The organism is Mycobacterium sp. 20KCMC460 (assembly GCF_022179425.1).
In the GTDB taxonomy this organism is placed as follows: domain Bacteria; phylum Actinomycetota; class Actinomycetes; order Mycobacteriales; family Mycobacteriaceae; genus Mycobacterium; species Mycobacterium kiyosense.
This window is the reverse complement of the sequence record NZ_AP025524.1, coordinates 503,960-529,985: the sequence shown is the minus strand read 5'-3', so window position 1 is coordinate 529,985 and position 26,026 is coordinate 503,960. Positions and strand designations below refer to the sequence as shown.

Here is a 26,026-nt window from a genome sequence, read left to right as displayed (position 1 = left end):
CCTAAAGGACGATTCGCATGGCTGATCCAATCGACTTCACTGTGCGCGCCCAAGCGCCCACCCTGGACCATTACCGGCGTGGGTGGGTGCCGGCCCCCGACGTGGGCTTGGCCGGGATGTGGATCGGGGCGGTGGTCAGCGACGCGTCCGGACAGCAGTACTGGGGTCTGCGCGGCACCGACGACTTTCTGGCCGGGATGACCCACGTGGTGTCGCCCATCACCGGCTTCAAGAAGCTGGTGACGTCGTTCGAGGGGGATCCGCCGCACCTGTTCGATGAGTACTCGACGATCGACTGGTTCGAGCCGCTGGAGTACCAGGACAGCGGAGACAAGACGACCCTGGGCTTCTACAGCGGCCGAATCGAGCGTGATAGCAACGGCTTTCACTGGTATGACGCCAGCGGGCGCTGGGAGATGCACGGTCGACCGGTGTCCGACATCTTCACCGTTGGGGTGCCGTCCCAGGACGGCATCGAACACCAGGCCTGGTATCGCCACGAGCTGCTGGTCGCCGACGGGATCGTCGACGGTGTCGAGGTATCGGGCTACCTGCACCAGGACTACGCTTACGGCCCAACGGGTTTGGTGTATCCGGAACTGCCGATCGCGCGAAAGCTGCAGGGCATGTGGGTGTCGTGGCTACATGAGTACGACGACGGCGAGTGGGGTGGGGGCTGCTTCTGGCAAGGTCGCAGCGGGCGGGCATTCGGGCCCGGCTATCAATTCAAGGCCGATGTGACGACGGTCCACGACGACATCGTCGCAACACCGTCCTTCACCGCCGACGGCAAGTTGACCGTATTGGCGGCCTCGATCGGCTCGGACTCCTACACGTTCACCTTCGACACCGCGGGCAGCTACATCCACTTCTTCGGGCGCCTGACCGCAAGCTCGTCGGGCAAGCAGGTGGCACGTAGCTGGTGCTGGGTCGAGAATGCCGGTGACCTGCTCTCCCCGGAGCTCCTCGACTTCATGATGAAGCGCTTCGCACTGGCCCGGGGCCGCTCGTGACCGACGACGGCTGGCAAGACCTGGCGGCCGGGCTGGCCGCGGCGGGGCGGGCACTCGACGAGGCCACCGCCGGGCTCGACGACATCGATCGCACCGACGCCCGGCTTGCGTTGCTGCGGGCGGCGAACAATCTGCTGGGCCGCATCGAATCCGATCGCGACGCACCCGAACTCATGCCGTTCAACGGTTGGCGCCAGAAGTTCTTCATGGACAACCCGGACTACCGCTACTGGATCACCGATCTCCGCGACGACGGTCGCTACCGGATCACCGGCAACGTCGCGGACTCGGTGTACCAGTCGATCACCGTCTACGCCGGAACTGACATCGCTAAGACGACCGCGGTAGCGCGGGTGGACACCGACGGTCTGGAAGTGGACCCGGACGGCAACTTCGATATCACCTTGTGCCGCAACGACACCGGGGCCGGTGCGTGGCTGGCACTGCCGGAGGGCTCGACGTCGGTGTGGGTGCGTTACATCCACGATCGCGTGGACCCGGTGCACCCGGGATGGTGCCGGATCTCCGCCCTGGGATCCGGACCGGCAGGGCCGCAACCTGCTTCAGACCGTTTAGGCCGCGATCTGTCGCGGCTCGGTGCGTTTGTCACCCAACTACCACAGCTGCTCGGTTTCGCGGTCGACGCCGACCTCAAGGAGCCCAACAGTGTGCGGCACTGGTCGGCGATGGCGGGCGGGGCGGCGTTCACCGAACCGGGCATTCACTACCTGCGCGGGGCCTGGCAGTTGGAGCCGGATGAGGCACTGGTGGCGGAGGGCCCGTTGGTGACCTGCCGGCACTGGAACATCGTGCTGTACAACCGTTTCCTGAATTCGCTGGACTACCGCCACTCGGTGGTGACCCGCACCGCGGCCACCAGCTCGGTCACCGGCGGCACGTATCGCTTTGCGATCGCCGGCCGTGACCCACGCGCCGCCGGTTATGACTGGCTCGACACCGGAGGTCGACGATTCGGTTTGTTCGTCCTGCGATTCCTGCAGCCCGACGCCGAGCCGGGGCTTCCCACGCTCCGCCGGGTGCGGATCGACGAGCTCGGAGCCGGGCAATGACCTGGCGGCCGACGCCGCGGACGCCGGAGGCACTCGCCATCTACGCCGCCGCCGAACAGGACCGGGCGGCGCAGCCCGAGCGGTACCGCCTCGAGGTGGCAACGGTGGTCGAAAAGGCCAGTCGACGTTGCGATGCCAACGCGTTCGCCGACGGATGGCAGGCAGGATTGGAGACGTTGCTGGGATCGGCCGAGCACGAAGCCCGTCTCAATGCGGTCGGCGTCCGCATGGTGCAGCAGATGGCCGTCGGACGGCTGGTGGCGGGCGCCACGATCGCCCGGTACCGCGCAGATCACCCCGAAGTGGTTGCCACGCAACTTCTTCCGCCGATCGTCATCGTCGGCGGCTGGCGAACCGGGACGACGTTTCTGTTCCGGCTGCTGGGCAGCGACCCCCGCCTGCATGCGCCGCTGCCCGCCGAACTCGTCTCGCCGTGGTTGTTCGCCGGCGCCGAACGGCCCGCCGATCCCTACCCCACCGCCGGGGCCAGCCAGCTGCTGCACACGCTCAACCCGGACATGGCGTTCGTGCATCCGTCGGGTCCTGACCTGCCGGAGGAGTGCGTGCTGGGAATGGGCACCGACCTGCGCAACTGGGGTTTCACCTCGATGTTGCGGCTGCCGAGCTACGCGGCTTGGCTGGCCGGACAGAACCTCGGGCAGAGCTACCTGCGTTATCGGGAAGTGCTGCAGCTCAACGCGACCCACGACAGTCGTCGCTTCGTCCTCAAAGCGCCGGCGCACACCGCCGAACTGCGGCACCTGGTGGCCGCATTCCCGGGGGCGGTGGTGGTGCAGGTACACCGCGACATCGTCGAGACGCTGACGTCCGGATCGAGCTTGTTCGCGGTGTACCGCTCGACCTACAGCGACGATGTCGATGCCGTCGACGTCGCCCGTCAGCAGATCGACCAGAGCGAACTGTGGTTCCGCCGGGCCACGGATTTCCGCGCCTCCCCCGATGCCCGGGCGGCAACGTTCGTCGACTTCGACTACCGCGCGTTCATCGGCGATCCGGCGGCAGCCCTCAGAGTGATCTATCACGCCGCCGGCATGGAACCGCCGGCCGACCTGGCCGGGTTCGTCAACGCCTATCGTGCGGCAGACCGCGCCGAGGTGGCCCGCCACCGCTACGAACCGGCCGACTTCGGGATCGACGAGAACGAATTACGGGAGCGATTCGCATTCCTGTCCGAGCTGGCCGGTCGCTGACGTCAGCGGACAGCGAGCTCCAACCGATCCAGCCGCCGGGCCAGGATGCTGGGCAACCAGTTTCCGACATCGATTGCGTTTAAGAATTCGGTGCGACTCAACAGCATTCGCAGCACAACCCGAGCCTCCATCCGCGCCAGTGCCGCGCCGACGCAAAAGTGCGTCCCTCTGCCGAACGACACATGGCCCTTGCCGCCGGCGCGGTCGAGCCGGAATTCGTCCGGCGCATCGAACTGCGCGGCGTCCCGGTTGGCCGCACCCCACATCAGCAGCAGGTGTGAGTTTGCCGGCACGGCCACACCGCCGAGGGTCGTGTCGCGCCACACGTGCCGGTAGTGGCCCCGGAACGGTGGCTCGTAGCGCAACACCTCCTCGATGAAGGCGTTCAGCAGCTCTGGGTGCTCGCGGACCTGCCGCTGGATGTCAGGGCGTTCGGCGAGAATCCACACCGCGCTGCCGAGCAAGGCAGCGGTGGACTCGCCTGCCGCGCTGAACAGGGTGAGCATGATGCCCATCGCCACCGTCTGGTCCAGCTCGCCGGCGGCGTGACGTGCCGCCAGATCCGGGATCAGACCGGGTTCATTTGTGTCGCAGGCTTTTTCGAAGTGGTCCATCACGTAGCGGGAGAGCTCGAAGGCCGCGGCGCCGGCCGCGGCAAGCTGCTCCTGCGTCACGACACCATCCAGCAGCGTGGTGGTGGCGAAGCCCAGCCGGATGAGGTCGTCGACATCGGCATCGGGCAGGCCGAGCAGGTTGGCGACCACGAACATGGGAAGCCGATTGGCCATCGCGCTCATCCATTCGATACGCCCGTCGTGAAAATTCCGGTCCCACAAGCGATCGGCAAGCTGGTCGGTGAATCCCTCGATGACGCGGACGCGTTTGGCGGTCAAGTGTGGCAGCAGGATTTTGCGGTGCATCGCGTGCGCCGGATCGTCGGCGGTGGCCAGCGCGTGGCTGGGGCTACCCGCCTCGATCATCGGAAACGGGGTCACGGTTCCGTCTTTTTGGAACACCATGGTGGCGGAGAGGTTGGAGGAGAAGTCCTCGACGCGATTGACCGCATCGATCAGTGCCTCCCAGCCGCACACCGCGTAGAAGGCGGAGTCACCGATTTGGTGCACCGGGGCTTCGGCGCGCATCCGCTCGTAGAGGGGGTAGGGATTCTGCAACGCCGCCGGGCCGAAGAACGCGCCCGGGTCAGCCAGAACAGTCATCCGTACAGGTTGAGTGAGGTCGGCGCCGGCAGCAATAGTGGCGCGCGAAGTTGAAAACTGACCGGCAGGACGGTCCGGATACGGCTCCTCACCCGATCATCCCCAACAGCCGTTTCGGCGAGAAAAGCTCGTATAAAATTCTCATGGTGCGAAAAATTGGACGCTTTCTGTTGCCCCGCCCAACCGCCGCCGAGTGTCCGTGATGGCGGGTGCGGATTGGCTGCTGGGACGCAACCGGCACGACGCGGGTTCCGAACGGATTCTCGCCGCGGCCGCTGACCTCATCGGCCGGATGGGTTATGAAGCGTTCACCATCGAGGCGTTGGCTGCCAAGGTCCATTGCTCACCGGCAACGATCTACCGCCGGGCCGGCGGTAAGGCGGCGATTCGCGAGGGCGTCATCAGCATGCAAGCCAACCGCGTCCTGGAGACCGTGCGCGAAGCCATCGACGGCCGCACCGGCCGCGATCGCGTGGTAACCGCCACTATTGTTGCGCTGCAACGGCTGAGGTCCTATCCGCTGGTGCAGCTTCCCTCGACCCAGCTGCCGGTCGGCAGTGAATGGATCACCACGTCGCCGGTGATCGCTGCGTTCGCCGCCGAGATGCTCGGCGAACAGGACCCCGACCCGCTGGCCACCCAGTGGCTCATCCACGTCTTCATGTCGCTGTGGTACTGGCCGCTGAAGGATCCGGCGGCCGAACGCGCGATGGTGGAACGTTTTCTCGGGCAGTCCTACAACGAGCTGGGTTAGCCGCCGCGGTCGGTCAGTCGACCAACTCGCGCAACGTCTCGATCAGCTTCACCCGCTCACCCGAGGTTGCGGCCATCGGCATGACGTTGAGCGTGGTCACGCCGGCCGCGCGGTACGCCGCCACCCGATCCTTGACGAATTCCCTTGTGCCGATCAGGTTCACGTCGCGCACCAGCTCGTCTGGCACCGCCTTGGCAGCAGCCTCCTTGTCACCGGCCAGGTACAGCTCCTGGATCCGGTCGGCCTGCGCCGCGTAGCCGTACCTGGTGGCCAGGGTGTGATAGAAGTTCTTGCCCTTGGCGCCCATGCCCCCGATATAGAGGGCCAGGTGTGGCTTGACGAATTCGCGTAGCGACTCGACGTTTTCGCCGATCGCCAGCGCCGGCCCGGCGAACACCTCAAGCTGGCCCAGGGCGGGGTCACGCTTGGCTTGACCGGCGGCGAGCGCGTCGCCCCACACGTCTTGCGCCTTCTCCGGCAGGAAGAAGATCGGTTGCCAGCCCTCGGCAATCTCGGCGGCCAGCTCGACGTTCTTGGGTCCCAGCGCGGCGATCAGCACCGGAATACGTTCCCGGACAGGGTGATTGATCAACTTGAGCGGCTTTCCGAGGCCGGTTCCCCGCTCGGCGGGTAGCGGAATCGTGTAGTGGTCGCCCTGATATTGCACGGTGTCGCGCCGCCAGACCTGACGGCAGATCTCGACGACCTCGCGAGTCCGGGCGATCGGCGCGTCGTACGGCACGCCGTGGAAGCCCTCGATGACCTGCGGCCCGGAAGCGCCCAGCCCCAGGGTGAATCGGCCACCGGAGACGTAGTCGATGCCCGCCGCAGTCATGGCGGTCAGGGTGGGCGTGCGGGTGAAGAGCTGCAAGATGCCCGACGCCAAGCCGACCCGTTCGGTACTTGCGGCGAGGTAACCGAGCGCGCTCACCGCGTCGAACGAATAGGCCTCCGGGACGAATACGATGTCCAGGCCGGCCCGCTCGAGGTCGGCCACTTCGGCGGCCACCTCCTTGAAGCCACCCGCGTAGTTGATGGCCAGTCCGATTCGCATGATCAGGCTCCCAGGGTGGCGGCGATCTCGATCGCCTCCTGCTCGATCCGTCCGAACTGCGCGCCCATCGCTTCGGCAAGCGCCTTCGCGCCGGACAGCGGGCGAACCATCACCATCAGGTCGTCGATGAGGCCGTCGTCGTTGAAGTGCAGGAAGTCGCAGCCGGTGACGCGCACGCCCGGCACTCCAACCAACCCGGTCTCGAAGATCAGGGCGTGGTCGCGTCCGTTGCCGTCGCCGATTTCACGCACGTAGTGGAAGTCCTCGAAGACCCGCACCACGCCGCGCAGCAGCGCCGCAGTGATCGGCTTGCCGACATACGGCTTGAAAGCCACGGGGCTGGTGAAAACGATGTCGTCGGCCAGCAACGCCTCGATGGCCGCCGATTCGCCGGACTCGACCGCCTTGCGGAATGGGTGCTCAGAAGTCACAAGAAACCTCGCGTAGTCAACTCAATGAATAACAAGCTCAGACGCTAGAGGCCGACGGTCCATATGTCCATGCGGTAATAATCACTTTTTTGAATAGGTGCTTCGTTGTACGATCCCTGGATGTCGTTGCGCGATGCCGTGCTGGCCGCACTCCTGGAGGGTGAGTCCTCGGGATACGACCTGGCCAAGGACTTCGGTGCCTCGGTCGCCAACTTCTGGATGGCCACTCCGCAGCAGCTCTACCGCGAGCTCGATCGGCTCGCCGAGCAGGGTTTGATCCGAGCCCGCCTCGTCCAGCAGGATCGTCGCCCGAACAAGCGGATGTACTCCCTGACCGACGCCGGCCACCGCGCAATCGACGAGTTCACCGCGCGCCCGCCCAAACCCCTGGTGATGCGTGACGAGCTGCTGGTCAAGGTGCAGGCCGCCGACGCGGGCAGCACCATGGCCGTGCGCGAGTTCATCGCCGAACGCCTGGCGTGGTCCACCGCCAAGCTCGAACGCTACGAGCGGTTACGCACCCGCATCTTGGGCGACCGCACCGAAGAGGACCACCTGCAGCACGCCGAGCGAATCGGCCCCTATCTGACGTTGCTGCGCGGAATATCGTTCGAGCAGGAAAACGTGCGCTGGGCCGAGCGCGCGTTGACCATCTTGGATCGGCGCGTGTCAACACTGCGACAATGACAAACATGCCGCGGGTGGTGATCATCGGCGCCGGGCTCGCCGGCATCACCGCGCTGCACGTGTTCACCCAACGCAGCTTCACCGACGTCACGGTGCTGGAGAAGGCCTCCGACGTCGGGGGCGTCTGGCACTGGAACCGATACCCGGGCCTGACCTGCGACGTACCTTCCCAGATCTACCAATTCGGTTTCGCCCCCAAGCCGGACTGGTCTCACATCTGGGCGGACGGCGCCGACATCCAGCGTTACCACCGCGACGTGGTGGACACCCTCGGGCTGGGTGACCGGATCCGGCTGAATACCGAAGTCGTTGCCGCGCAATGGAACGAGCCCACCGCCCAATGGGTCCTGACCACGGCTGGCGGTGAGCAGATCGACGCCCACGTCGTGGTGTGTGCGACCGGTGTGCTGCACCATCCCGCCTTGCCCGACATCCCCGGTCTCGACGAATTCGCCGGGCCGGTGGTGCACACCGCACGGTGGGACCCCGAGATCGACACCGACGGCAAGCGCATCGCCGTCATCGGAACCGGATCCACCGGCGTACAGATCGTGTCCGCTCTGCAGCCCGACGCGCGGTCCATCGCGCATTACGTCCGGTCGCCACAATGGATCCTCTGGGCGCCGATGACGTTGCGGCAGAGCGCATTACTGGCTGCCGCACTCAAACGTCATCCCACTGCGCACGACCGGATGTATCAGGCGCTGCTCTGGGTTTCGGGAATCCTCGCCGACGTCACCACCCGTCCGTCCTGGCGGCGCCGCGCGGTGCAGGCCTACGCCCGGCTGTCCCTGCGGCTGCAGGTCCGCGACCGGCAGCTGCGGGACAAGCTAACCCCCGACTACCAGCCACTGTGCAAGCGGCAGGTGGTGTCCGGAACCTATTACCGTGCAATCCAATCCGAGAATGCCGAGCTGGTGACCGACCGCATCGTCGAGGTGACCCCCAGCGGGATCCGCACCGCGGACGGACGTCAGCGGCCGGCCGACGTCATCGTACTGGCCACCGGATTCCAGACGCACAACTACATGCGGCCGATTCAAATCACCGGCCGCGACGGCCTCACCATCGACAAGGCCTGGTCCGGCGGCCCGCGGGCCTACCGGATGACGGCGATTCCGGGCTTTCCCAACCTGTTCACGGTACTGGGTCCCAACTCTCCCACCGGATCGATCTCGCTGCAGTATTCGGCGGAACGAACCGCCCACTACATCGCGCAGTTCCTGGAGATGCTGCGCGACGGCGCGGCGACCTCGATCGAGGTGACCGAGGATGCCACCGACGAGTTCAATGCCGCTGTGGCAGAAGCGATGACGCCGACCGTCTGGAGCACCGGCTGCAACTCGTGGTACCTGACCGAGAACAACACCGTCGACCTCTGGCCGTATGACCGCAAGACGCTGACGGCCATGCTGGCCGAACCGGAGCCGGCCCACTTCGAGCTCCGCTGAATGCTGCCGGCCAGGTAGTGCGCGAGCACCGGCCGCAACCATTCGGTCAGCGTCGCGTCGTCCATCTCGATCCGGCCGGACGGCTACATCGCATCGGCCGGCGACCCGCGTGACCCGGATGGGCGGCCGCGCTCACCCGGTGGACCGGATCGGTACAGGCCGGGCACCAAGCTCACCAGGCGCGCCATCAGCCCCACTCGTGATTGAGCGCCTGGGCGTCCACGCGACCGGCCGAAGACCCACCCGTACGGCTTCGCACCCCCGACACCGCGATCAGCACGGCCACCGCCGCGGCCGTCACCGCCCCCAGGACGAACAGCGACACGAACGCCGACTCGGTGGGCATTCCTTGCCGTCCGTGAGACGCCGCGAGCACCCCCGCGACCATTGCCGCCGCAATCGAACTGCCGATCGTGCGGGCGATCGCGTTGATGCCGGTGGCAACCCCGGTCTCGTCGGGTCCTGCCTCGCTGACGACGACGGCAGGCAACGCACCGTAGGCCAGGCTGACGTAGACGTTCATACACACCCCCGCCACGATCACCTGCCACCTCGCGTCGTGGGCAATGGCCAGCAACGCGAACCCGAGCGCACCGACCACCGCCCCCGCGACCAGGACCGACTGCGCACCGAAGCGGTCGATGAAGCGGCCGCTGGCGGTGGCCATCACCATCCCGGCCAGCGCTCCGGGCAGCAGGAACACGACGCTGGAGTACAGCACCGTCGCCGAGAAGCCGTAACCCGCCGCCGCGCGCGACATCTGAACGAACTGCGTCAAGCCCAGGAACGAAATGTACAGGCCGACTCCGACAAGAACGGTCGACAAGTTCGTCAGCAGCATCGTCCGTCGGGTCAGCATCGCGGTGGACACCAGCGGGTGGCGCCGACGGCGTTCCCACTGCCACCACGCCACCAGGATGGCGAGTCCCGCCGATGCCACCACGATCGTGCGCGGGGCGAACCACCCCCAGTGACTGCCCTGTGTCACCACCAGGATCACGCCGGTGAGTCCAGCGGCCAGGCCCGCCGCGCCCAGCCAGTCGATGGAGCCGTCCCCCGCACCCGGCCGGCCGGGAACCAATGCGGCCACCGCACCGATGACCACCACGACGAACACCGTTGCCAGCCAGAACACCCGGTGGTAGCCCGCGTTGCCGGACATCAGCAGCCCCGTCACCACCAGCCCCATCCCGCCGCCGAACCCGAGCGTCGCCGAAAGCACCGCGAGCGCTCGCACCACCACCGGCTCGGGGAACTCGGCGCGCAGAATCGCTACACCAACCGGGTAGAGCGCAAACGAGGCGCCCTGCAACACCCGGCCGGCCACCAGCAGCGCAAGCGAGGTCGTCGCCGCGGCCAGCAACGACCCGGCCAGAACGACGCCCAGAACCGCCAGCAGCACGGCTCTCTTGCTGTAGCGGTCCGCCAACCGGCCCACCAGCGGGGTGGCGGCGGCGGCGCTGAGCAGATTGGCGGTGACAACCCAGCTCACCGCCGTCGGCGTGGCCTGCAGTTGGTGGGCGATCACGCCGAGCACGGGAACCACCGCGGTCTGCAGCACCGCGACGGTGAGCACCGCCAGGCACATCGCGGCGATCAGCGGCGCCGGACGACCCACACGTCCGGCCGACACCGGATCCGCGCGAGCATCAACACCGTCGACCACTTTCCCAACGTAAGGCCCGCCCGGAATCGCCCGGACCGCGGTCCCCCCGCGACCCGGCGCCGCCGGCAACGCAGGTCATGATGGCGGGGTGACCACCGACATCCGCGTGCTCGACGCCGAGGAAGATCTGATCGCCGCGTCGAACGTGTTTCGCACCGCCATGATCGGCTTCCCGCCGCTGAGCCTGCAGCCCGGCCAGATCACCACCCTGCTCGAACCCGGCCGTACCATCGGCGCGTTCGTCGACGGACGGCTCGTCGGCACCGCCGACGCCGTTTCCGGAGGGCTGACCCTGCCCGGTGGCGCCGTCGTAGAGCACGCCGCGGTGACCCACATCGGGGTGTTGCCGTCGTTCACCCGCCAGGGCATCGCCTCCGAGCTGGTGCAGCATCAACTGCGGGACTTCGCCGCCCGCGGTGAGGTGGTCGCGTCGCTACGGGCCTCGGAAGCGACGATCTACGAGCGCTACGGCTACGGCGTGGCCAGTTCGACCCAGAGCGTGGAGGTGGTGACGGCACGGGCGGCGCTGCGTGCCGGCGTCGGATCCGGCGGACCGGTGCGACTGCTCGATCCCGCCGAGGCTTGGGAAGTGTTGCCGCGCATCTACTCTCAGAATCGTCCGTCGCGGCCCGGCACCGTCGACCGGTCACCCGTGTGGTGGCGCAGCCTGCGCCTGCGCCACCAGGCGGCTCCGGGGCCTGCGTATGTGGCGGTGCACGGCGAACCCGGGGCCGAATCCGGCTTCGCCCGGTACCGCCCGATCAACACCGAGAGGTGGTTCGTCAGCGACCAGCGCACCATCGTGGTCGAGGACTTCTTTGCCCCCACCGCCGATGCGTACCTGGGCCTGCTGCGGTTTCTGTTCGGCCTGGATCTTATTGACCGAGTGGTGTTCTGGATGCTGCCGCTCGACGATCCGCTGCCCTTGCTGCTGCTCGATCGGCGCGCCGCGAAGGTGACCGCAGTCTACGACGAAACCTGGCTGCGCGTGGTCGATGTCCGTGCGGCACTGGCCGCTCGCCGGTACGCCGACGGCGACCGGATCACCATCGCGGTCAATGACCCGATCTTGCAGCATAATTCGGCGACCTACGCCGTCACGCCCGACGGCGCGGAACCGACCGACCAGCGCCCCCAGCTGCACGTCGACGCGGCCGGGCTCGCCGCGGTGCTACTGGGCGGCACGCCCTGGCAGGCGCTCGCCGTCGCCGGGCTGGCCCACGTCGGCGAACCCGCGGCACTGGTGGCCGCCGATCGGCTCTTCGCGGTGCCCCGCGCACCGCATGCCGGGTTTTTCTTCTAACGATGATCGTTATCGTCGGTGCCGGAATATGCGGGCTTGCAACGGCTTACGCGCTATCCCAACGTGGCGTCGATGTAGTGGTGTTGGAGCGCGGCGAACCGTTCGCCGAGCAGTCGGCGGGGCTGGCCCGGATCTTCCGGATCGCCCACCGGCGCCCGACGTTGTGCCGGCTCGCCCTCGAAGCCCGTGTCGGCTGGCGGCGATGGGAATCCGAGTTCGGCATCGGCCGCTTGTTGGGGACCGAGGGATTCGTCGCGGCGGGCGACTGCGACGACACCGCGGCAGCGATGACCGCCGCCGGAGCCACGTTTTCCCGGCTCGATCGGGACGGCATCACCGCGCGCATACCGTTCCTTCAAGCACCCTGGCAGACCGGGATTTTCGACCCTCTAGGCGGCAGCCTTTGGATCCGTCGGGCCTTGGTGGCCTTGTCGCGGCGGGTGACCATCCGGCGCGACGAGGTCATGTCGGTCGCCGACGACGGCTCAGCGGCGTTGTCGGACGGGACTTTCCTTCGTGCCGATCACATCCTGATCTGCGCCGGGGTACAGACGACGGCCCTGTTCGGCTCGCTCGGCATCGAGTTCGCGCCCCACACTCGTTTCACTTATCAAGGCGCCGATGCCGTTGGCGCCGCCTGCCTTTCGGCACCCGAGGGTTACGGACTGCCGGTCGGCAGCACTGGACTCTGGGCCTTCGGCCAGGATGTGCCGGATCCGGCGGTGGTGCAAACATTGTTCCCCTCGTTGACCCCGGTGAGCCGGGTCGACTGCGTCACCGCGAGCGCATCATGGCTCGACGCCGGCGGTGACGGTTGGCGGCTCACGCGCCGTGGCGCCGTGACCGCGTTCGTCGGCAGCAACCTGATGAAGTTCGGCCCCCTGCTGGGCGAACTGCTAGCCCAATCGGTGTTGAACGACGAACCATCGAGTGATCTGGTGAACATCTAGCGGTGTCCGGTCCAGCACGGTGTAGGCAGCCGGCCGCGGCAGTGTGTGCCAACCCACATCGGCGAAATTTGCCTCCTGCGTTGGTGAGTGATTACTCTCTCACCATGCCTGCCGAAGCTGCCCGCGGACGCGACCGGCTGTTGGCAGAGGCGTTGAAGTTGTTCGCTGCCAAGGGCTATGCGGCGACGTCGGTCGCCGACATTCAACGTGCTGCCGGCCTGGCACCGGGTTCGGGCGCGCTCTACAAGCACTTCGGCTCCAAGCGCGAACTGCTGGAAGCCGCGGTCGAGCACCGCATCAGCAGCGTCGTTGCCGCACGCGAGCAGTACGACGCAAGAGAACCCGAAAGCGTAGAACACGCGGTGCGCACCGCAGGAGAGCTGATCTGGAGCAACCTCAAACAGAGCGAAGACCTGCTCAAGGTCATGCTGCGCGAACCTGAGGAGCTCGGCGATCTCGACGAGAAAACCTGGCAGGTGATCACCGACAACGCCTACCAGCGGTTCGCCGACGAACTGGCCGCGTCCAATCGCTCCGGTCGCACCTGCATCCCCGATCCCGAAGCGGCCGCGGCCGCCGCCATCGGGTCATTGTCCTATGCGTCGACGCTGCAAGCGCTCACCGGGCGACTACCCGGCAACATCGACGAAGACCGCTATTTCGAAGCCTGGGTCAATCAGACGCTCAGTGTGCTCACACAATATAGAACTCCGAAAACGACGTCACGCCAACCTATTTCAGGAGATAACAGATGACATTCTCGATGCAGCTCTCCGACGATGTAATCGAGGTGCGCGACTGGGTGCACAAGTTCGCCGCCGACGTCATCCGCCCGGCGGCCGCCGAGTGGGACGAGCGCGAGGAAACGCCGTGGCCGGTCATCCAGGAGGCCGCCAAGGTAGGGCTGTATTCCCCGGACTTCTTCGCCCAGCAGGCCGCCGAAGAGACCGGACTGGGCATGCTCACCGCGTTCGAGGAGATGTTCTGGGGCGACGCCGGAATCGCGCTGTCCATCATGGGCACCGGACTGGCGGCGGCGGCGCTGGCGGGCAACGGGACACCCGAACAACTCGGCCAGTGGCTGCCCGAGATGTTCGGTACCGCGGCCGAACCCAAGCTCGGTGCATTCTGCTCGTCGGAGCCTGACGCCGGCTCCGACGTCGGCGGCATCCGCACCCGTGCCCGCTTCGACGAGGCCAGCAACGAGTGGGTGCTCAACGGCACCAAGACCTGGGCCACCAACGGCGGCATCGCCAACGTGCACATCGTGGTCGCTTCGGTCTATCCGGAGCTCGGCACCCGCGGCCAGGCCAGCTTCGTCATCGGACCGGACACCAAAGGCCTGGCTCAGGGGCAGAAGTTCAAAAAGCACGGCATCCGCGCGTCGCACACCGCCGAGGTCGTGCTCGACAACGTGCGCCTGCCCGAGGACGCGATTCTCGGTGGCCGCGAGAAGTTCGAAAAGCGGATCGCGCGAGTGAAATCCGGCGCCTCGGCGGGCGGTCAGGCGGCCATGAAGACCTTCGAGCGCACCCGGCCCACCGTCGGCGCCATGGCCGTCGGCGTGGCCCGCGCCGCCTACGAGTACGCGCTCGACTATGCCTGCCAGCGTGAGCAATTCGGCCGCAAGATCGGTGAGTTCCAGGCCGTGGCGTTCAAGCTGGCCGACATGAAGAGCCGCATCGACGCGGCCCGGCTGCTGGTGTGGCGGGCAGGATGGATGGCGCGCAACAACCAGAACTTCGACTCCGCCGAGGGCTCGATGGCCAAACTGGTGGCCAGTGAGACGGCGGTCTACGTCACCGACGAAGCCATCCAGATTCTCGGCGGCAACGGCTACACCCGGGACTACCCCGTGGAGCGGATGCACCGCGACGCAAAGATTTTCACCATCTTCGAGGGCACCAGCGAGATTCAGCGTCTGGTGATCTCGCGGGCGCTGACGGGGCTGGCCATCCGCTGACCGCGGTCATGCCACCTGCCACGCGGCACCCTTGCGGCGTGCCGCCGTCGCAACCGGGACGGAGCCGTTGCCGACGACGCTGAGTCCGGCGAGGCGCCGCCAGGACCGGATGGCGTGCCGGGTCACCGCCACGATCCGGTCCGCTCCCCCGTCCAGGTTGGCCAACCGGTGGGCGCGTAAGGCGTTACCGGTCACCGCATCCAGCGTCTCCCACTTGTCGGTGTCGGCCAACGCCGTCGACTGGTATGCGGCCCGAACGGCGTAGCGCTGCGCCCCCGGGGCCATCGACGCGCTGATCTCGCGCGCGGCGCGGGCGGCGCCGTCCCAGACGGCGATGTCGGGCAGCTCACCCGGCGCCAGCGTGCGATGCAACTCCCCGATCCCGGAGATCACCTCGGCTGCGGCACCTCCGGCGTAGCGGATCACGCCCCAAGGCGGGCTCATCAACAGCTTGGACACCCAGGCACGGACGACGCGGTCGGCGACGGCTCCGTCACACGCGGTTCCCACGGTCAGCCAGCCCAGATCCAGGGCTATGACGGCGTCGTCCGGCGCCAGGTAGCCATCCGGCCCGGCGAGCTGGTCGTTGCACAAGTGTACGAACGCGGCCAGCGGGCGGGCCGAGGTCGCCGGGAAATCGGTGATCTGCTCGTCACCGTTGATGAACGAAATGACGTTCATGGCACAGCCTTTAGCCGATCCCGGCTGATGCGAGCCGCGCGCCAGTCGCAGCGGGTGGGTGATGCGATCGAGGTCCACGTGGCTAACCTTTCCGGGCAGGTCCTGGGCCGGCACCCATGATCCCACTCCGACGGTCGATATCGCAGCGACCGGCCGGCGCGGGCTTCAGCTTCGGTTGCCGAACTGCCATGATGACTTCCATGGCACTGCCTTGGGATTCGCACGACACTGATTCCATTGTCGGATCGATCGCCGTGCAGGACAGCGCGGCCGTCGCCGGGTCCGCGGCCGTCGGGGGAAGCGTCGCGGTCGCCGGCTCGACGACTGCGGCCGGGTCGATCGCGGTCGCCGGCTCGGTCGCGACCGCCGGCAGTATCGCGGTCGCGGCATCGGCGGCCACCGCGGGAAGCGTCGGGGTGATCACCAGTCTGCTCGCCTTGATATGTGTGGCCGTCCGCGACTGCGTGGCGTGCCTGGGCTGCATCGCGTGCCTCCGGTGTGTCGGATGCATTGCGTGCGTGCGCTGCACCGACTGTGTTGGATGTATCGGGTGCGTGAACTGCTCCGGACTGCGAAATGTGGTGGGGGCCAGGAACATCCATGTGGAGATAGCCAACTGAGCCGGCCCGCGCCGCAACTGTCCGCCGGGAGGCGGATCTGCGGCGGCGCTGTGTGGCTGATCGGGGTGGCCGGGTTCCTGCTACTCGAAGCGGCCGCCGCGCGCGGGTACCAACCCCACTACAGCTACGCCGACAACTACATCAGCGAACTCGGCGCCCACGGGCCGCTCACGTACCTGATGCACCTGGGGTTCTATCTGCAGGGCGTGGCCTATCTGCTGGGGGCGGTACTCGTTTCGGGGTCTTTCCGTCGCAGCACGACTCGCGTATTCCTGGCGCTGGCCGCGGCGAACGCCGTCGGCAACACCCTGGTGGGTGCGTTCCCCGGTGGAGGCTTACATGGCATAGGCGCGGCGCTGGCCCTGACCGCCGGTAACGCCGCCACGTTGGCAGGTTCCTCCGCGATAGCCCCGGCCCGCCGGCGCGGCGGCTACCGCGTCGTATCGAAAGTGATTGCCGTACTCGGGTTTATCTGCTTATCGGTATTCGCGGTCGGCGCAGCGGGCGGATCGATGCACATATCCGCAATCGGCGTCTGGGAACGCGGGTCGGTATATGCGATCTTCCTGTGGCAGCTATGGACCGTGTTGTGCCTGCAATCCAACCGGCCTGAGTGAGATAGGTCTCGACCGGGAATATCGGTTGGAGTTGCACTGTCTTTCCACCGGCGGACGCCGGAGGGCCACCAGGGAGGGAACGGACCGATGAAATCGAACGGGGTGTGCACCGACGCGCCTCCGCTTCGATCAGCACCGGAAGGCGAACAGCCTAGGCAGTCCCGCGGGAAGCCGGAGGTATTCGCCGGTGTGCTGGCTATTCTGCTGGCAACCGGCTGGGCCGCCAACCACTTTGCGGCCTTGATTCCGGCGATCAGCGACGCGCAACACCTCAGTGCGTCCCTGCTGGACGCGATATTCGGGATTTACGCGGTAGGTCTGCTGCCTGGCTTGCTGCTCGGTGGGCGCGCCTCGGATGCGTTCGGCCGCCCGTCGATCGCGCTGACGGGGGCGGCAACCGTCCTGGCCGGAACGATCCCGATGCTCTTGTCACAGCAGTCCGACGTGCTGCTGGCGGGACGCCTCGTCGTCGGTGTCGGAGTGGGCCTCGCCATGAGCTCGTGCACGGCGTGGGCTTCGGATCTGAACGGTCCGCCAGGCGCGGCCGTTGCCGGAGCGGTGTTGATTGCCGGATTCGCGGTGGGGCCTTTCGTCTCCGGTGTCATCACCGCTGTTTGCCCCTCCGCGATCGGGGTCTCGTTCGCAACGGCCGCCGGCCTGGTTGGGACGGCGATCGTCGTCGTCGCGCTGGCGCTGCGTCGTTCCGCATCGCCCGGACCGGTGCGCGGCCGCCCCGCCGGACCGGGCGAAGGCCAGAGCACCGGCCTGGCGCTGAGCTGGGCGATGCCGCTGGCACCGTGGGTGTTCGCCTCGGCGACACTCGCTTTCGTCACGATTCCCACTCGGATTCACACCGGGCTGGCCGCCACCATGGTGGCCGGGATTGCCGCTTTGATCACCAACGGAGTGAGCGGTATCAGTCAGTTGGTCGCCCGGGGGCGGCGGTGGGGTCCGCAAGCCGGGACCGCCGGTGCGTTGCTTGCCGCGCTCGGCTACGCCACTCTGGCCGCGGCACCGCCGAATATTCCCGTGGCTCTGGGATTGTCGCTGCTGGTGCTGCTCGGCTGTGCATCAGGACTGTGTCTTCGCGAAGGTCTCATCGACTTGGAAGCCGCAGCGCCACAACACAATCGGGGCGCGCTGACGGGCGCTTTCTACGCGGTGACCTACATTGGCTTCGGATTGCCGCTACTACTGACCGAGATCGGGTTGTCTGCTGCGTCGGCCGTGCTTGCCGTCCTGGCAGTGCTGGCGACGGTCGTCGCGGCCGGCCGGGCGCTGCGGCTACGCCGAAACCAGCACCGCCAAAGCTGATTTGGACGTTACCTGCCAAGATCGTCGTCAAGCTACGACCGGTCCGGAGCTTGGGCGAAAGCCGGACTGGGCGATGGCGATCGAAACGCCGTTGCCGATCGGGCCATCGCGGTCGACGAGTACCGTCGACCCGGTGGCTACGCCGTCTTCGCTGTAATGCGTAACCGAGGCCAGCCCGAGCTCGGATCCTCGCGGCAGCCGACTCAAGGTGAGGGTGTAGTCGACGTTGATGAACTGCAAACCCCTGCTGCCCCAGTTGGCGATCGAGGCGGTGATGTCGCCGGCCATCGCCGCCCGTGTGAAGGCGGTCATCGGTTCGGCGTCGAGCAGCGGTCGGGTTTCCTGCAGCCAGGTGTATTTCGGCCCCAGTTCGTCCGTCCAGCCGGGATCGGGATTCTGAATCTCGCTACCCCAGCCGTAGGTGCGGATGAACAACGACTGGACGTCGTCTCTTCCGGCAGGCAGCGCCGGCATTTGCACCGGCATCGACCACACCTCGCCATCCGGTTGTGGGCCACGCCTCAAGAACAGCGCGCTCGCCTGTGCCACAGTGTTGCCGTCCTGGGTGAGCACCGCCTCGATGAGTCTCAGCCGGCGGCGATCCTGCAGCACCCGGGTGTGCACCTCGATCGGCTGGAACACGGTGGGCCGGGGCAGGTCGACGGTCAAGCGCGCGGGGTGGAACTGCGGATCGTCGACGGCGCGTTCGGCCGCCCAGCCGAGCAGTCCACCGACGACGTGGCCACTGAGCGAGGGACCCCAGCCGCCTCGTGCGATTGCCGTTGGTACATAACTGTTTTCGTCGCGAACGAAGTACGGCGACGCCGCGTCGAGGCGCCGTCCTGCGGGTTGGCCTGCACAAAGTGTTTCTACAGCACCCGGTCGGCGGTGCTGCCGCGGGCCGCCGCAACCCGGTCAGGCGTCCCGGGCGGACCGCGCGGGAGCTCGGGTCGTTCGTCAAGATCCCACCGCACACATTGCTCACCGGGTTGCGCCACCAGACCGGAACCAGGACGACGGTCTGGTCAGCGAAGTCCTGCGGTTCAGCGGCGATCTGGTCGTCGAGGGCCACGGCACGTACCTGGTGCGCGGCTCAGATGCAGCTCAGCCTTGGTTGTCGGTGCCCCCTGTTTTGATGGGGTTATGTCTTCGTCGACCCTTGTTGAGCCTGTGGCGGTCACTCCTGCGCAGCGTTTGGAGGGGTTGTTTGAGGAGTTGGCGGAGCTGACCGGGCAGCGCAATGCCATCGATGGGCGGGTGGTGCAGATCGTGGCTGAGATCGAGCGTGAGGAGCTGTGGTCTGTCCCGTACCACCACCGGCTGCACCACCACGGCGTCATCACCCTGACCGGCCCCGCCCACACCGACCCTGCCCGCAGGATCGCTGGCCCGGACCCCCACCACTCCACCACCTGTGGTGAAACCCTGCATCGGAACCACCGGCGAACGCGCCAGCTGGTGGTGGTACCCACCCTTCCAACCCCAACCACCACCAGCGACAAACTAGGTGTCGCCGCCTATTTCCAGGCGAACAACGGCTGCTCGAGCTCGTCGACCGGGTCGTGCCGACCCTCCAGACCCAACCACCGCAGCTGCAGCAGCACCGCACCCGTGGGGGCGTGGATCAAGTCGTTGCCGAGCGGGATTTGGACGACAGGCCGCGGGCTCTCCGGGATCGTGATGAAACGCGGGGAATCCTCACGCAGCAACTGGTGCAAACCCACCCGGTAGACCGCCACCACCTCGTCGGGAGCGGGATGCAGTTCGACCCGGCCGCCACCCCACAGCACCACCGGGGTGATCACGTAACCTGACCGCGTCGGGTAGTCGTCGAGCAGGCCCAATACCGACGATTCGGAAAGCCTGACTCCAAGCTCCTCGTCCAATTCGCGCAACGCCGCATCGATCGCGGTCTCACCGGGATCGAGCCGGCCGCCCGGTAGAGCCCACTGCGCCGCGTGCGACGACAGCCGAGATGTTCGGCGGCACAACAGAAAAGAGGCGCCTCCTGCCACGTCGACCATATGGCCGTCCAGCCCGCCGGGCATCGGCCGATCGGCGATCCAATCATCCACCGGCGCCGGATCCACCCGGTCCTCACCCAACTCGGAGTCGACGAGCACCACCGCCACAGCCGCATGCCGCTTGGTGGGATCGGTCACCACGCGCCGGTCGTGCTGAGCCAACCGCGCTCGGATCTGCACGCGCAGCGCATCGTCGTAGCTGATCGTCACCATCCGACCATAGGCCCGACGGACGCCCGCGCCTCCGACCAGATAAGTCTGATACTCTAATAAGAGCACAATATATTTGTGTTTCATTCGATGGAGTGGGTGCAACGATGCGCGGCGAACCCGAACCGACCGCGCCGATTCCCAGGGCCGCGATCGAAGCCGCGCTGCGCGCATCCGAGGAGCTCGGCAAAGGCGTCGCCGACATTCCGGTCGCGGTAATCGCCCGGCACGCCGGGATGTCGCGCAGCACCTTGCTGCGCCGGTTGGGTGGTTCGCGCGCCACACTGGACGAGGCCGTCCGTAGCCGCGGCGTGGACCCCGGCGGCGTTCCGATCCGCATTCGCGCCACGGACGCAGCCGCGGCGCTCATCGAGGAAAACGGCTTGGCGGCAGCCACTTTGGAAGCTATCGCACTGCGCGCACATTGCTCAGTGCCCAGCCTTTACGCCAACTTCGGCACCCGCGACGGCCTGCTGCGTGCGGTCTTCGAGCGGCACAGTCCCGTCGCGGACCTCGAGGAATTCTTCGCCCGGCCGGCCGAAGGCGGCCTGCGCGATAGGGTACTGGGCCTCTACACCGTGCTGGCCCGTGCGCTGGCCCGGCGCCCGCGCGTGGTGCCCGCCATGTTCGCCGAAGTCTTCGCACGCCCGTCCAGCCCCGCCGTCAAAGCCCTTACCAGCCATGCCTTTCCGCGCATGCTGGGACTACTCGGCGGATGGCTGTCCGCCGAAGTCGCCGCGGGGCGCCTTCGTGATCTGCCGCTGCCGCTGCTGATTCAGCAACTCATGGCCCCGATGATGATTCACCTGTTCATGCGCCCACTGGCCGAGCGCACCGACCTCATCGACCTGCCCAACCTGGACGTGGTGTGCGAGGTATTCGCCGACGCGTTCGTCCGTGCCGCCGCAACCCGAGAGAAATGGAACGAGCCATGACGCCAACTGCAACGACGACCTGCGCGATCGCCGGCGGCGGACCAGCCGGCATGGTGCTGGGACTGCTGCTGGCCCGGGCCGGCATCGAGGTCACCGTGTTCGAGAAGCACGCCGACTTCCTGCGCGACTTCCGTGGCGACACCGTCCACCCGGTCACCCTGCGCCTGCTCGACGACCTCGGCTTGTTTCCCCGATTCGACGCACTGCGCCACAGCAAACTGGAAAAGGCGGCCTTCGACTTCGGTGGCCGCACCGTCACGGTCGTCGACTTCCGCCGGCTGCGGCAACCGCATCCATACATCGCACTGGTTCCGCAGTGGGACCTGCTCAATTTGCTGGCCGACGCAGGTCGAGCCGAGCCGTCGTTCACGCTGCGGATGAGCACCGAGGTGACCGGACTGCTCAAAGACGGGAACACGGTCACCGGTGTGCGCTACCGGGGTCCCGACGGCGACGGCGAACTTCGGGCCGATCTGACGGTCGCGTGCGATGGCCGTACCTCCGACGTGCGCCGCGAAGCCGGCCTGGTTCCCCGGGAATTCGCCGTACCGTTCGATGTGGGCTGGTTTCGGCTCGACGCCGTCGCCGAGATCAATTACCAACTGACACCGCGTGTTTCGCCGGGCCGGGCATTGATCCTCATCCCGCGCGAAGGATACTTCCAGGCGGGCTGCTTCCTACCTAAAGGCGGGGAGCAGCAGCTGCACGCCCGCGGACTGGATACCTTCCGTTCCGAGGTCGCCGAGCTCGTGCCCGAAGCGTCGGCGGACTCCCTGAAGTCCTGGGACGACGTCAAGATCCTCGACGTCCGGGTCAACCGGCTGCGTCGTTGGCACCGGCCCGGATTGCTGTGCATCGGAGACGCAGCCCACGCCATGTCGCCGGCCGGCGGGGTCGGCATCAATCTCGCCGTGGCCGACGCGGTGGCCGCCGCCGGCATTCTGGCCGCGCCGCTGGCCGCCCATCGGGTACGCGAATCCGACTTGGCCGCCGTGCAGCGCCGGCGCAACCTGCCGGCGGTCGTCACCCAGTCCATCCAGCTCCTGGCGCACCGGGCGCTGAGCAATATCGTGCTCAAGGGCGAGGTGCCGGAGTTATCTCCGCGGGCGCAGCGTGCGGTCGCCGCGGTGTTCGGCCGGTTTCCGGCGCTGTCGGCGGTGCCCGCCTACGCCGTCGGGGTTGGTCTACGGTCCGAACGTGCGCCGCAATTCGCGCGCAGGCCGCCCCAGTGAGGTTGCGCGGGGGGTACTTGGGTTGCGCGGGAAGGATATGCGGTGCGACGAGGTTGCACGCGGAATGCGTATTGGAGTCGTCTTACCGCAAACCGAACTCGGCGGAGATCCGGCCGCTATCCGTGCCTATGGTCAACGCGTCGAGGAACTGGGGTTCACCCACATCCTCGCCTACGACCATGTGCTGGGCGCCGACCCAACGGTGCACCAGGGCTGGCAGGGCCCGTACGACATCGACTCGACATTTCACGAGCCGTTCGTCGTCTTCGGTTATCTGGCCGCGATCACTTCGCTGGAGCTCGTCACCGGCGTCATAATCCTGCCGCAGCGGCAGACGGCGCTGGTGGCCAAGCAGGCGGCCGAGGTTGACTTGCTGACCGGCGGCAGGTTTCGGCTGGGCGTCGGATTAGGTTGGAATACAGTAGAATACGAGGCCCTCGGCGAGCGTTTCACCAACCGCGGCAGGCGCTCGGAGGAGCAGGTCGAATTGATGCGACAGCTCTGGACGCAACGAACGGTCACATTCGAAGGTCAGTATCACACGGTCACCGGCGCCGGCTTGGCGCCGCTGCCCACCCAGCAACCCATCCCGGTGTGGTTCGGTGCGGCCAGCGATCGCGCCTACGAGCGCGCCGGGCGGCTCGCGGACGGCTGGTTCCCGATGCTGGAGCCCGGGCCATCGCTCGACCAGGCGCGGGAACGGGTGGAGCGTGCCGCAGCGGCGGCCGGCCGGACCGCCGCGGACCTGGGGATGGAGGGCCGGGTCAGCTGGTCCGGCGACCGCGATAAGGCGGCCACCGACCTCGCCGCGTGGCAGGCCGCGGGTGCCACGCACGTCTCGGTGAACACCATGCGCGCCGGCTTGGTCGGCGTCGACGCCCATCTGAAGGCCCTGGAGCAGGTAGCCGCCGACCTGGCGTAACCCGGCCTAGTGTGGTTAGCCTTACCTAATATAGGCTACCGGGCATGGCCGCAGACTTCACGATCGTCATCGGGTACGGCAGCGACATGGGCAACGCCGAGGACGCCGCCCTGTCGTTCGCCGAGGCGCTCGAGGACGCAGTCGGCACCGGCGTCACCGCGATCGAACTCAACCAGATCGAGGTGGGCGACCTGCAGTCCGCCACCCATTTCGTGGTGGTCACCTCGACCTTCGGGGAAGGCGAATTCCCGGACAACGCAACACTATTCTGGGAGGCCATCAGCGCCGATGACGCCGACCGGCTCGAGCATCTGAAGTTCGCGGTGCTGGCGTTGGGCGACAGCGGCTACGAATTGTTCTGCAACGCCGGCCGATTGCTCGACGAGCGCCTCGCGACCCTGGGCGGAAGCCGACTGGCCGAACGCGTCGACATCGACGGTCCCTACGAGCAACCCGCCGCCGCGTGGACCGCCGACCTGGTCAAATTGCTGGCCTCCGAGGACGCCGGCACGGTGGTGTCCGGACCCGAGCCGCCAGTCTCGGAAGCCGTCGAGACGAGCCGACGCGACCGCAGCCATGCACCCGTCAGCGCGCGCCTGGTTGTCAACCGGGTACTCACCGCGCCGGGTTCGGACAAGGAAGTCCGCCACTATGAGCTGGACCTGACCGGATCTGAGATCGCTTACACCGCAGGCGATTCGCTGGCCGTGCACGCCACCAACGATCCCAGCCTGGTCAAAGCGATTCTCGCCGAACTCGGGGTCGGTGCCGATTACCCGGTTCTCGACGGCGACCAACCGCTCGGTGCGCTGCTCGGCGGGGCGCTGGAAATCCGGACACCGTCGCGGGCGCTGCGCACGCTGGCGGCCGCGCGCATACCGGACCTCGACGCGGCGGTCGCGCTCAGCGCTGATGCCGTCCCCATCCCCGGTTCGTGGTGGTACGGCAAGGATGTGCTCGACTTGATCCGGCTCGGCGGGCTGTCGGTGGACGACGTCCTCGACACCCTGCGTCCGCTGCAATTCCGCGACTACTCCATCGCTTCCAGCCCACTGGTCCACCCCGACCACATCCACCTGACGGTGGCCACCGTGCGCTATCACCTAGCCGATCGCGAGTACGGCGGGGTGGCGTCGACGTTTCTATCGGACCGCGGCGGCGAGGTGCAAGTCCACCTACGCCCCAACCACACATTCCGACTGCCCGCCGGCGACGTGCCGATCATCATGATCGGTCCCGGCACGGGCGTCGCCCCATTCCGCGCGTTTCTGCAAGAGCGCCAAGCAGCAGGCGCGACGGGACGGTCGTGGCTGTTCTTCGGGGATCGTCGACGCGCCACCAGCTTTCTCTACGGCGAGGAACTGGAGGGGTTCCGCGACTCGGGCACGCTGACCCGCCTGGACCTGGCGTTCTCCCGCGAGGGCCGTGCCGGCTGCCCGAAAATGTATGTGCAGCAACGTATGTGGGAGAACGCCATTGAACTCTTCGATTGGTTGCAAGACGGCGCACATGTTTACGTGTGCGGCGATGCCGAGCGGATGGCCAAGGACGTCGACGCGGCGCTGCACGGCATCGTGGCTCGGTGCGGCAATCTCGACACCGACGCGGCCCATGCGTATGTCAACCAATTGATCAAGGATCACCGCTACCTGCGCGACGTCTACTAGGCATGTGACGCGAGCAATATAGTTAGTGCCCTAACTAATGGCATACAATGAGTGGTATCCACCGTCACCGAGCCGCAGGAGCGATCATGGCCTCCGCCCGCCCCAATTTCTGGCAATACCTCGGGTATTCATACGGGCGGGTGCTGCCCGACTCCATGGGGGATTGGGTGGCAAATGACCTGTCCGGCAAGGGTGCCGTTCGCCGTCACATGATCCGGATGGCGATTCCGCCGCTCTTCGTGCTCGCCCCGTTCTGGCTCCTGCCGGCGTCGCTGTACGTACACACGGAGATGACGGTCCCGATCTACATCTGGGCCCTGCTGATCGCATTCGCGTTGAACAAGGTGTGGCGGCGGCACCGGTTGCTCCAGCACGGACTCGACCCCAACCTGGTCGATGTGCTCAAGCGCGAGAAGGACGCTCGTATTCACGAGGACTACGTGCGACGCTACGGACCCCGACCGGAGTCGGCCGAGTGGCAGGCGAACAGCAGCCCGTTCTGACAGTGAGAAGGGCCACCCACATGGCTGCGAAAGTCGCCGACATCGACCCGCTGTCGCTGGAACGTCAGGTCTGCTTTGCGCTGGCGGTCACCAACCGCGCCGTCCTGGCGGTGTACCGACCGCTGCTCGAGCCGCTCGGCCTGACGCATCCGCAGTACCTGGTGATGCTCACGCTGTGGGACAACGCCAAGTCCGACGGAAACCCGCTGTCCGTCAAAGACATCGCGGCGCTGCTGCAGATGGACTCGGCCACCTTGTCGCCGATGCTCAAACGACTGCAGGCCCAAGGCCTGATCACTCGCACCCGCAGCGCTACCGACGAACGGGCCACCCAGGTGGAGCTGACCCGTCAGGGCCGCGAGCTGCGCCGGCAGGCGCTGCACGTTCCGGCGGCCGTCGTCGAACGCCTCGGCGTCGAACTCACCGAACTCGACCACCTGCGTGAGGTTCTCGTCGAGATCAACGCGGCCGCGCTGGCCGCCGGGGCGCTGGACCCGGCGGGACCAGCGGAAATACTGTAATACATACAGT

26 protein-coding genes and 2 pseudogenes are annotated in these 26,026 nt (G+C 67.0%); 21 read left to right on the top strand and 7 right to left on the bottom strand.

The features are described from left to right. Positions 1–17: 17 nt before the first annotated feature. The 3 genes from MKCMC460_RS02480 to MKCMC460_RS02470 are packed head-to-tail and all read left to right on the top strand — an operon-like array spanning position 18 to position 3,294. Positions 18–1,013 carry a hypothetical protein gene (locus MKCMC460_RS02480; RefSeq protein ID WP_236979710.1) on the top strand — a complete coding sequence of 332 codons (996 nt, stop codon included), beginning with the start codon at positions 18–20 and terminating at the stop codon, positions 1,011–1,013. Then, positions 1,010–2,083, top strand: a complete 1,074-nt coding sequence (locus MKCMC460_RS02475; RefSeq protein ID WP_236979708.1) for a DUF1214 domain-containing protein — start codon at positions 1,010–1,012, stop codon at positions 2,081–2,083. The genes MKCMC460_RS02480 and MKCMC460_RS02475 overlap by 4 nt, the downstream gene beginning before the upstream one ends. Next, on the top strand, positions 2,080–3,294 hold the full coding sequence (locus tag MKCMC460_RS02470; RefSeq protein ID WP_236979706.1) for a sulfotransferase: 1,215 nt from the start codon (positions 2,080–2,082) through the stop codon (positions 3,292–3,294). Before MKCMC460_RS02475 ends, MKCMC460_RS02470 begins: the two co-directional genes overlap by 4 nt. A gap of 2 nt (positions 3,295–3,296) precedes the next feature. Here MKCMC460_RS02470 and MKCMC460_RS02465 read toward each other — a convergent pair whose 3' ends face one another. Further along, positions 3,297–4,511: a cytochrome P450 gene (locus tag MKCMC460_RS02465; protein ID WP_236979704.1), complete on the bottom strand. Its 1,215-nt coding sequence runs from the start codon at positions 4,509–4,511 to the stop codon at positions 3,297–3,299. 202 nt (positions 4,512–4,713) lie between these two features. Between MKCMC460_RS02465 and MKCMC460_RS02460 the strand changes: the two genes are divergently transcribed. Continuing rightward, on the top strand, positions 4,714–5,265 hold the full coding sequence (locus tag MKCMC460_RS02460) for a TetR/AcrR family transcriptional regulator (protein ID WP_236984550.1): 552 nt from the start codon (positions 4,714–4,716) through the stop codon (positions 5,263–5,265). A 13-nt stretch (positions 5,266–5,278) separates the two neighbouring features. Here the strand turns inward: MKCMC460_RS02460 and MKCMC460_RS02455 are convergent, their stop codons facing one another. Both MKCMC460_RS02455 and MKCMC460_RS02450 read right to left on the bottom strand, forming a co-directional pair. After that, entirely contained in the window at positions 5,279–6,319 is a 1,041-nt protein-coding gene (locus MKCMC460_RS02455; protein ID WP_238305285.1) for an LLM class F420-dependent oxidoreductase, read from the bottom strand. Between the two features lie 2 nt (positions 6,320–6,321). Continuing rightward, entirely contained in the window at positions 6,322–6,750 is a 429-nt protein-coding gene (locus tag MKCMC460_RS02450; protein ID WP_236979700.1) for a nuclear transport factor 2 family protein, read from the bottom strand. A gap of 120 nt (positions 6,751–6,870) precedes the next feature. On the opposite strand from MKCMC460_RS02450, the gene MKCMC460_RS02445 reads away from it, so the two are divergent. Continuing rightward, positions 6,871–7,437: a PadR family transcriptional regulator gene (locus tag MKCMC460_RS02445; RefSeq protein WP_236979698.1), complete on the top strand. Its 567-nt coding sequence runs from the start codon at positions 6,871–6,873 to the stop codon at positions 7,435–7,437. Continuing rightward, positions 7,434–8,888, top strand: a complete 1,455-nt coding sequence (locus MKCMC460_RS02440) for an NAD(P)/FAD-dependent oxidoreductase (RefSeq protein WP_236979696.1) — start codon at positions 7,434–7,436, stop codon at positions 8,886–8,888. The genes MKCMC460_RS02445 and MKCMC460_RS02440 overlap by 4 nt, the downstream gene beginning before the upstream one ends. Before the next feature lie 187 nt (positions 8,889–9,075). On the opposite strand, the gene MKCMC460_RS02435 is transcribed toward MKCMC460_RS02440, so the two are convergent. Next, positions 9,076–10,476: an MFS transporter gene (locus MKCMC460_RS02435; protein ID WP_236984549.1), complete on the bottom strand. Its 1,401-nt coding sequence runs from the start codon at positions 10,474–10,476 to the stop codon at positions 9,076–9,078. 166 nt (positions 10,477–10,642) lie between these two features. Between MKCMC460_RS02435 and MKCMC460_RS02430 the strand changes: the two genes are divergently transcribed. The 4 genes from MKCMC460_RS02430 (at position 10,643) to MKCMC460_RS02415 (ending at position 14,770) form a co-directional block, all read left to right on the top strand. Continuing rightward, positions 10,643–11,857: a GNAT family N-acetyltransferase gene (locus MKCMC460_RS02430; RefSeq protein ID WP_236979694.1), complete on the top strand. Its 1,215-nt coding sequence runs from the start codon at positions 10,643–10,645 to the stop codon at positions 11,855–11,857. A 2-nt stretch (positions 11,858–11,859) separates the two neighbouring features. Then, positions 11,860–12,807 carry an FAD-binding oxidoreductase gene (locus tag MKCMC460_RS02425; protein WP_236979693.1) on the top strand — a complete coding sequence of 316 codons (948 nt, stop codon included), beginning with the start codon at positions 11,860–11,862 and terminating at the stop codon, positions 12,805–12,807. Between the two features lie 104 nt (positions 12,808–12,911). Next, a complete protein-coding gene (locus tag MKCMC460_RS02420) occupies positions 12,912–13,562 on the top strand; it encodes a TetR/AcrR family transcriptional regulator (RefSeq protein WP_236979691.1) in 651 nt (216 codons plus the stop codon). Beyond that, on the top strand, positions 13,559–14,770 hold the full coding sequence (locus tag MKCMC460_RS02415; RefSeq protein ID WP_238305283.1) for an acyl-CoA dehydrogenase family protein: 1,212 nt from the start codon (positions 13,559–13,561) through the stop codon (positions 14,768–14,770). The genes MKCMC460_RS02420 and MKCMC460_RS02415 overlap by 4 nt, the downstream gene beginning before the upstream one ends. Positions 14,771–14,776: 6 nt before the next feature. Here the strand turns inward: MKCMC460_RS02415 and MKCMC460_RS02410 are convergent, their stop codons facing one another. After that, entirely contained in the window at positions 14,777–15,529 is a 753-nt protein-coding gene (locus tag MKCMC460_RS02410) for a hypothetical protein (RefSeq protein ID WP_236979687.1), read from the bottom strand. Positions 15,530–15,651: 122 nt separating this feature from the next. On the opposite strand from MKCMC460_RS02410, the gene MKCMC460_RS02405 reads away from it, so the two are divergent. From MKCMC460_RS02405 to MKCMC460_RS02395, 3 genes are all read left to right on the top strand, one after another. Continuing rightward, positions 15,652–16,071, top strand: coding sequence for a hypothetical protein (locus tag MKCMC460_RS02405; protein WP_236979685.1), 420 nt, complete (start codon positions 15,652–15,654; stop codon positions 16,069–16,071). Positions 16,072–16,121: 50 nt separating this feature from the next. Further along, on the top strand, positions 16,122–16,688 hold the full coding sequence (locus MKCMC460_RS02400) for a DUF998 domain-containing protein (RefSeq protein ID WP_236979683.1): 567 nt from the start codon (positions 16,122–16,124) through the stop codon (positions 16,686–16,688). 87 nt (positions 16,689–16,775) lie between these two features. Further along, the gene (locus tag MKCMC460_RS02395; RefSeq protein ID WP_238305281.1) at positions 16,776–18,002 is read left to right on the top strand and encodes an MFS transporter; all 1,227 of its coding nucleotides are present in this window, start codon (positions 16,776–16,778) and stop codon (positions 18,000–18,002) included. A gap of 27 nt (positions 18,003–18,029) precedes the next feature. Here the strand turns inward: MKCMC460_RS02395 and MKCMC460_RS02390 are convergent, their stop codons facing one another. Further along, positions 18,030–18,779, bottom strand: coding sequence for a thioesterase family protein (locus tag MKCMC460_RS02390; RefSeq protein ID WP_236984548.1), 750 nt, complete (start codon positions 18,777–18,779; stop codon positions 18,030–18,032). A gap of 366 nt (positions 18,780–19,145) precedes the next feature. Between MKCMC460_RS02390 and MKCMC460_RS31670 the strand changes: the two are divergent. Further along, positions 19,146–19,307, top strand: a pseudogene (locus MKCMC460_RS31670) (hypothetical protein); the annotation flags it as partial. Then, positions 19,308–19,509: pseudogene (locus MKCMC460_RS02385) on the top strand (hypothetical protein); the annotation flags it as partial. A gap of 10 nt (positions 19,510–19,519) precedes the next feature. Here MKCMC460_RS02385 and MKCMC460_RS02380 read toward each other — a convergent pair. Further along, a complete protein-coding gene (locus MKCMC460_RS02380) occupies positions 19,520–20,236 on the bottom strand; it encodes a CoA pyrophosphatase (RefSeq protein WP_236979679.1) in 717 nt (238 codons plus the stop codon). Between the two features lie 137 nt (positions 20,237–20,373). Between MKCMC460_RS02380 and MKCMC460_RS02375 the strand changes: the two genes are divergently transcribed. From MKCMC460_RS02375 to MKCMC460_RS02350, 6 genes are all read left to right on the top strand, one after another. Beyond that, positions 20,374–21,171: a TetR/AcrR family transcriptional regulator gene (locus tag MKCMC460_RS02375; RefSeq protein WP_370653135.1), complete on the top strand. Its 798-nt coding sequence runs from the start codon at positions 20,374–20,376 to the stop codon at positions 21,169–21,171. Further along, complete coding sequence (locus MKCMC460_RS02370) at positions 21,168–22,403, top strand: FAD-dependent oxidoreductase (RefSeq protein ID WP_236979675.1); 1,236 nt, start codon at positions 21,168–21,170, stop codon at positions 22,401–22,403. Before MKCMC460_RS02375 ends, MKCMC460_RS02370 begins: the two co-directional genes overlap by 4 nt. Before the next feature lie 64 nt (positions 22,404–22,467). Further along, entirely contained in the window at positions 22,468–23,325 is an 858-nt protein-coding gene (locus tag MKCMC460_RS02365) for an LLM class F420-dependent oxidoreductase (RefSeq protein ID WP_236979668.1), read from the top strand. A gap of 44 nt (positions 23,326–23,369) precedes the next feature. Next, positions 23,370–24,992, top strand: coding sequence for a sulfite reductase flavoprotein subunit alpha (locus MKCMC460_RS02360; RefSeq protein ID WP_236979666.1), 1,623 nt, complete (start codon positions 23,370–23,372; stop codon positions 24,990–24,992). 86 nt (positions 24,993–25,078) lie between these two features. Continuing rightward, on the top strand, positions 25,079–25,495 hold the full coding sequence (locus tag MKCMC460_RS02355) for a DUF5313 domain-containing protein (RefSeq protein ID WP_236979665.1): 417 nt from the start codon (positions 25,079–25,081) through the stop codon (positions 25,493–25,495). 20 nt (positions 25,496–25,515) lie between these two features. Then, positions 25,516–26,016 carry a MarR family winged helix-turn-helix transcriptional regulator gene (locus MKCMC460_RS02350; protein ID WP_236979663.1) on the top strand — a complete coding sequence of 167 codons (501 nt, stop codon included), beginning with the start codon at positions 25,516–25,518 and terminating at the stop codon, positions 26,014–26,016. The last annotated feature ends 10 nt before the right edge of the window (positions 26,017–26,026 follow it).

What these genes read in the sequence shown, in the direction of transcription:
- MKCMC460_RS02480 (WP_236979710.1), top strand. Translation starts at nt 18, where the DNA reads ATGGCTGATCCAATCGACTTCACTGTGCGCGCCCAAGCGCCCACCCTG.
- MKCMC460_RS02470 (WP_236979706.1), top strand. Translation starts at nt 2,080, where the DNA reads ATGACCTGGCGGCCGACGCCGCGGACGCCGGAGGCACTCGCCATCTAC.
- MKCMC460_RS02465 (WP_236979704.1), bottom strand. Translation starts at nt 4,511, where the DNA reads ATGACTGTTCTGGCTGACCCGGGCGCGTTCTTCGGCCCGGCGGCGTTG.
- MKCMC460_RS02460 (WP_236984550.1), top strand. Translation starts at nt 4,714, where the DNA reads ATGGCGGGTGCGGATTGGCTGCTGGGACGCAACCGGCACGACGCGGGT.
- MKCMC460_RS02455 (WP_238305285.1), bottom strand. Translation starts at nt 6,319, where the DNA reads ATGCGAATCGGACTGGCCATCAACTACGCGGGTGGCTTCAAGGAGGTG.
- MKCMC460_RS02445 (WP_236979698.1), top strand. Translation starts at nt 6,871, where the DNA reads ATGTCGTTGCGCGATGCCGTGCTGGCCGCACTCCTGGAGGGTGAGTCC.
- MKCMC460_RS02440 (WP_236979696.1), top strand. Translation starts at nt 7,434, where the DNA reads ATGACAAACATGCCGCGGGTGGTGATCATCGGCGCCGGGCTCGCCGGC.
- MKCMC460_RS02435 (WP_236984549.1), bottom strand. Translation starts at nt 10,476, where the DNA reads ATGTGCCTGGCGGTGCTCACCGTCGCGGTGCTGCAGACCGCGGTGGTT.
- MKCMC460_RS02425 (WP_236979693.1), top strand. Translation starts at nt 11,860, where the DNA reads ATGATCGTTATCGTCGGTGCCGGAATATGCGGGCTTGCAACGGCTTAC.
- MKCMC460_RS02420 (WP_236979691.1), top strand. Translation starts at nt 12,912, where the DNA reads ATGCCTGCCGAAGCTGCCCGCGGACGCGACCGGCTGTTGGCAGAGGCG.
- MKCMC460_RS02415 (WP_238305283.1), top strand. Translation starts at nt 13,559, where the DNA reads ATGACATTCTCGATGCAGCTCTCCGACGATGTAATCGAGGTGCGCGAC.
- MKCMC460_RS02405 (WP_236979685.1), top strand. Translation starts at nt 15,652, where the DNA reads ATGGCACTGCCTTGGGATTCGCACGACACTGATTCCATTGTCGGATCG.
- MKCMC460_RS02395 (WP_238305281.1), top strand. Translation starts at nt 16,776, where the DNA reads ATGAAATCGAACGGGGTGTGCACCGACGCGCCTCCGCTTCGATCAGCA.
- MKCMC460_RS02370 (WP_236979675.1), top strand. Translation starts at nt 21,168, where the DNA reads ATGACGCCAACTGCAACGACGACCTGCGCGATCGCCGGCGGCGGACCA.
- MKCMC460_RS02365 (WP_236979668.1), top strand. Translation starts at nt 22,468, where the DNA reads ATGCGTATTGGAGTCGTCTTACCGCAAACCGAACTCGGCGGAGATCCG.
- MKCMC460_RS02360 (WP_236979666.1), top strand. Translation starts at nt 23,370, where the DNA reads ATGGCCGCAGACTTCACGATCGTCATCGGGTACGGCAGCGACATGGGC.
- MKCMC460_RS02355 (WP_236979665.1), top strand. Translation starts at nt 25,079, where the DNA reads ATGGCCTCCGCCCGCCCCAATTTCTGGCAATACCTCGGGTATTCATAC.
- MKCMC460_RS02350 (WP_236979663.1), top strand. Translation starts at nt 25,516, where the DNA reads ATGGCTGCGAAAGTCGCCGACATCGACCCGCTGTCGCTGGAACGTCAG.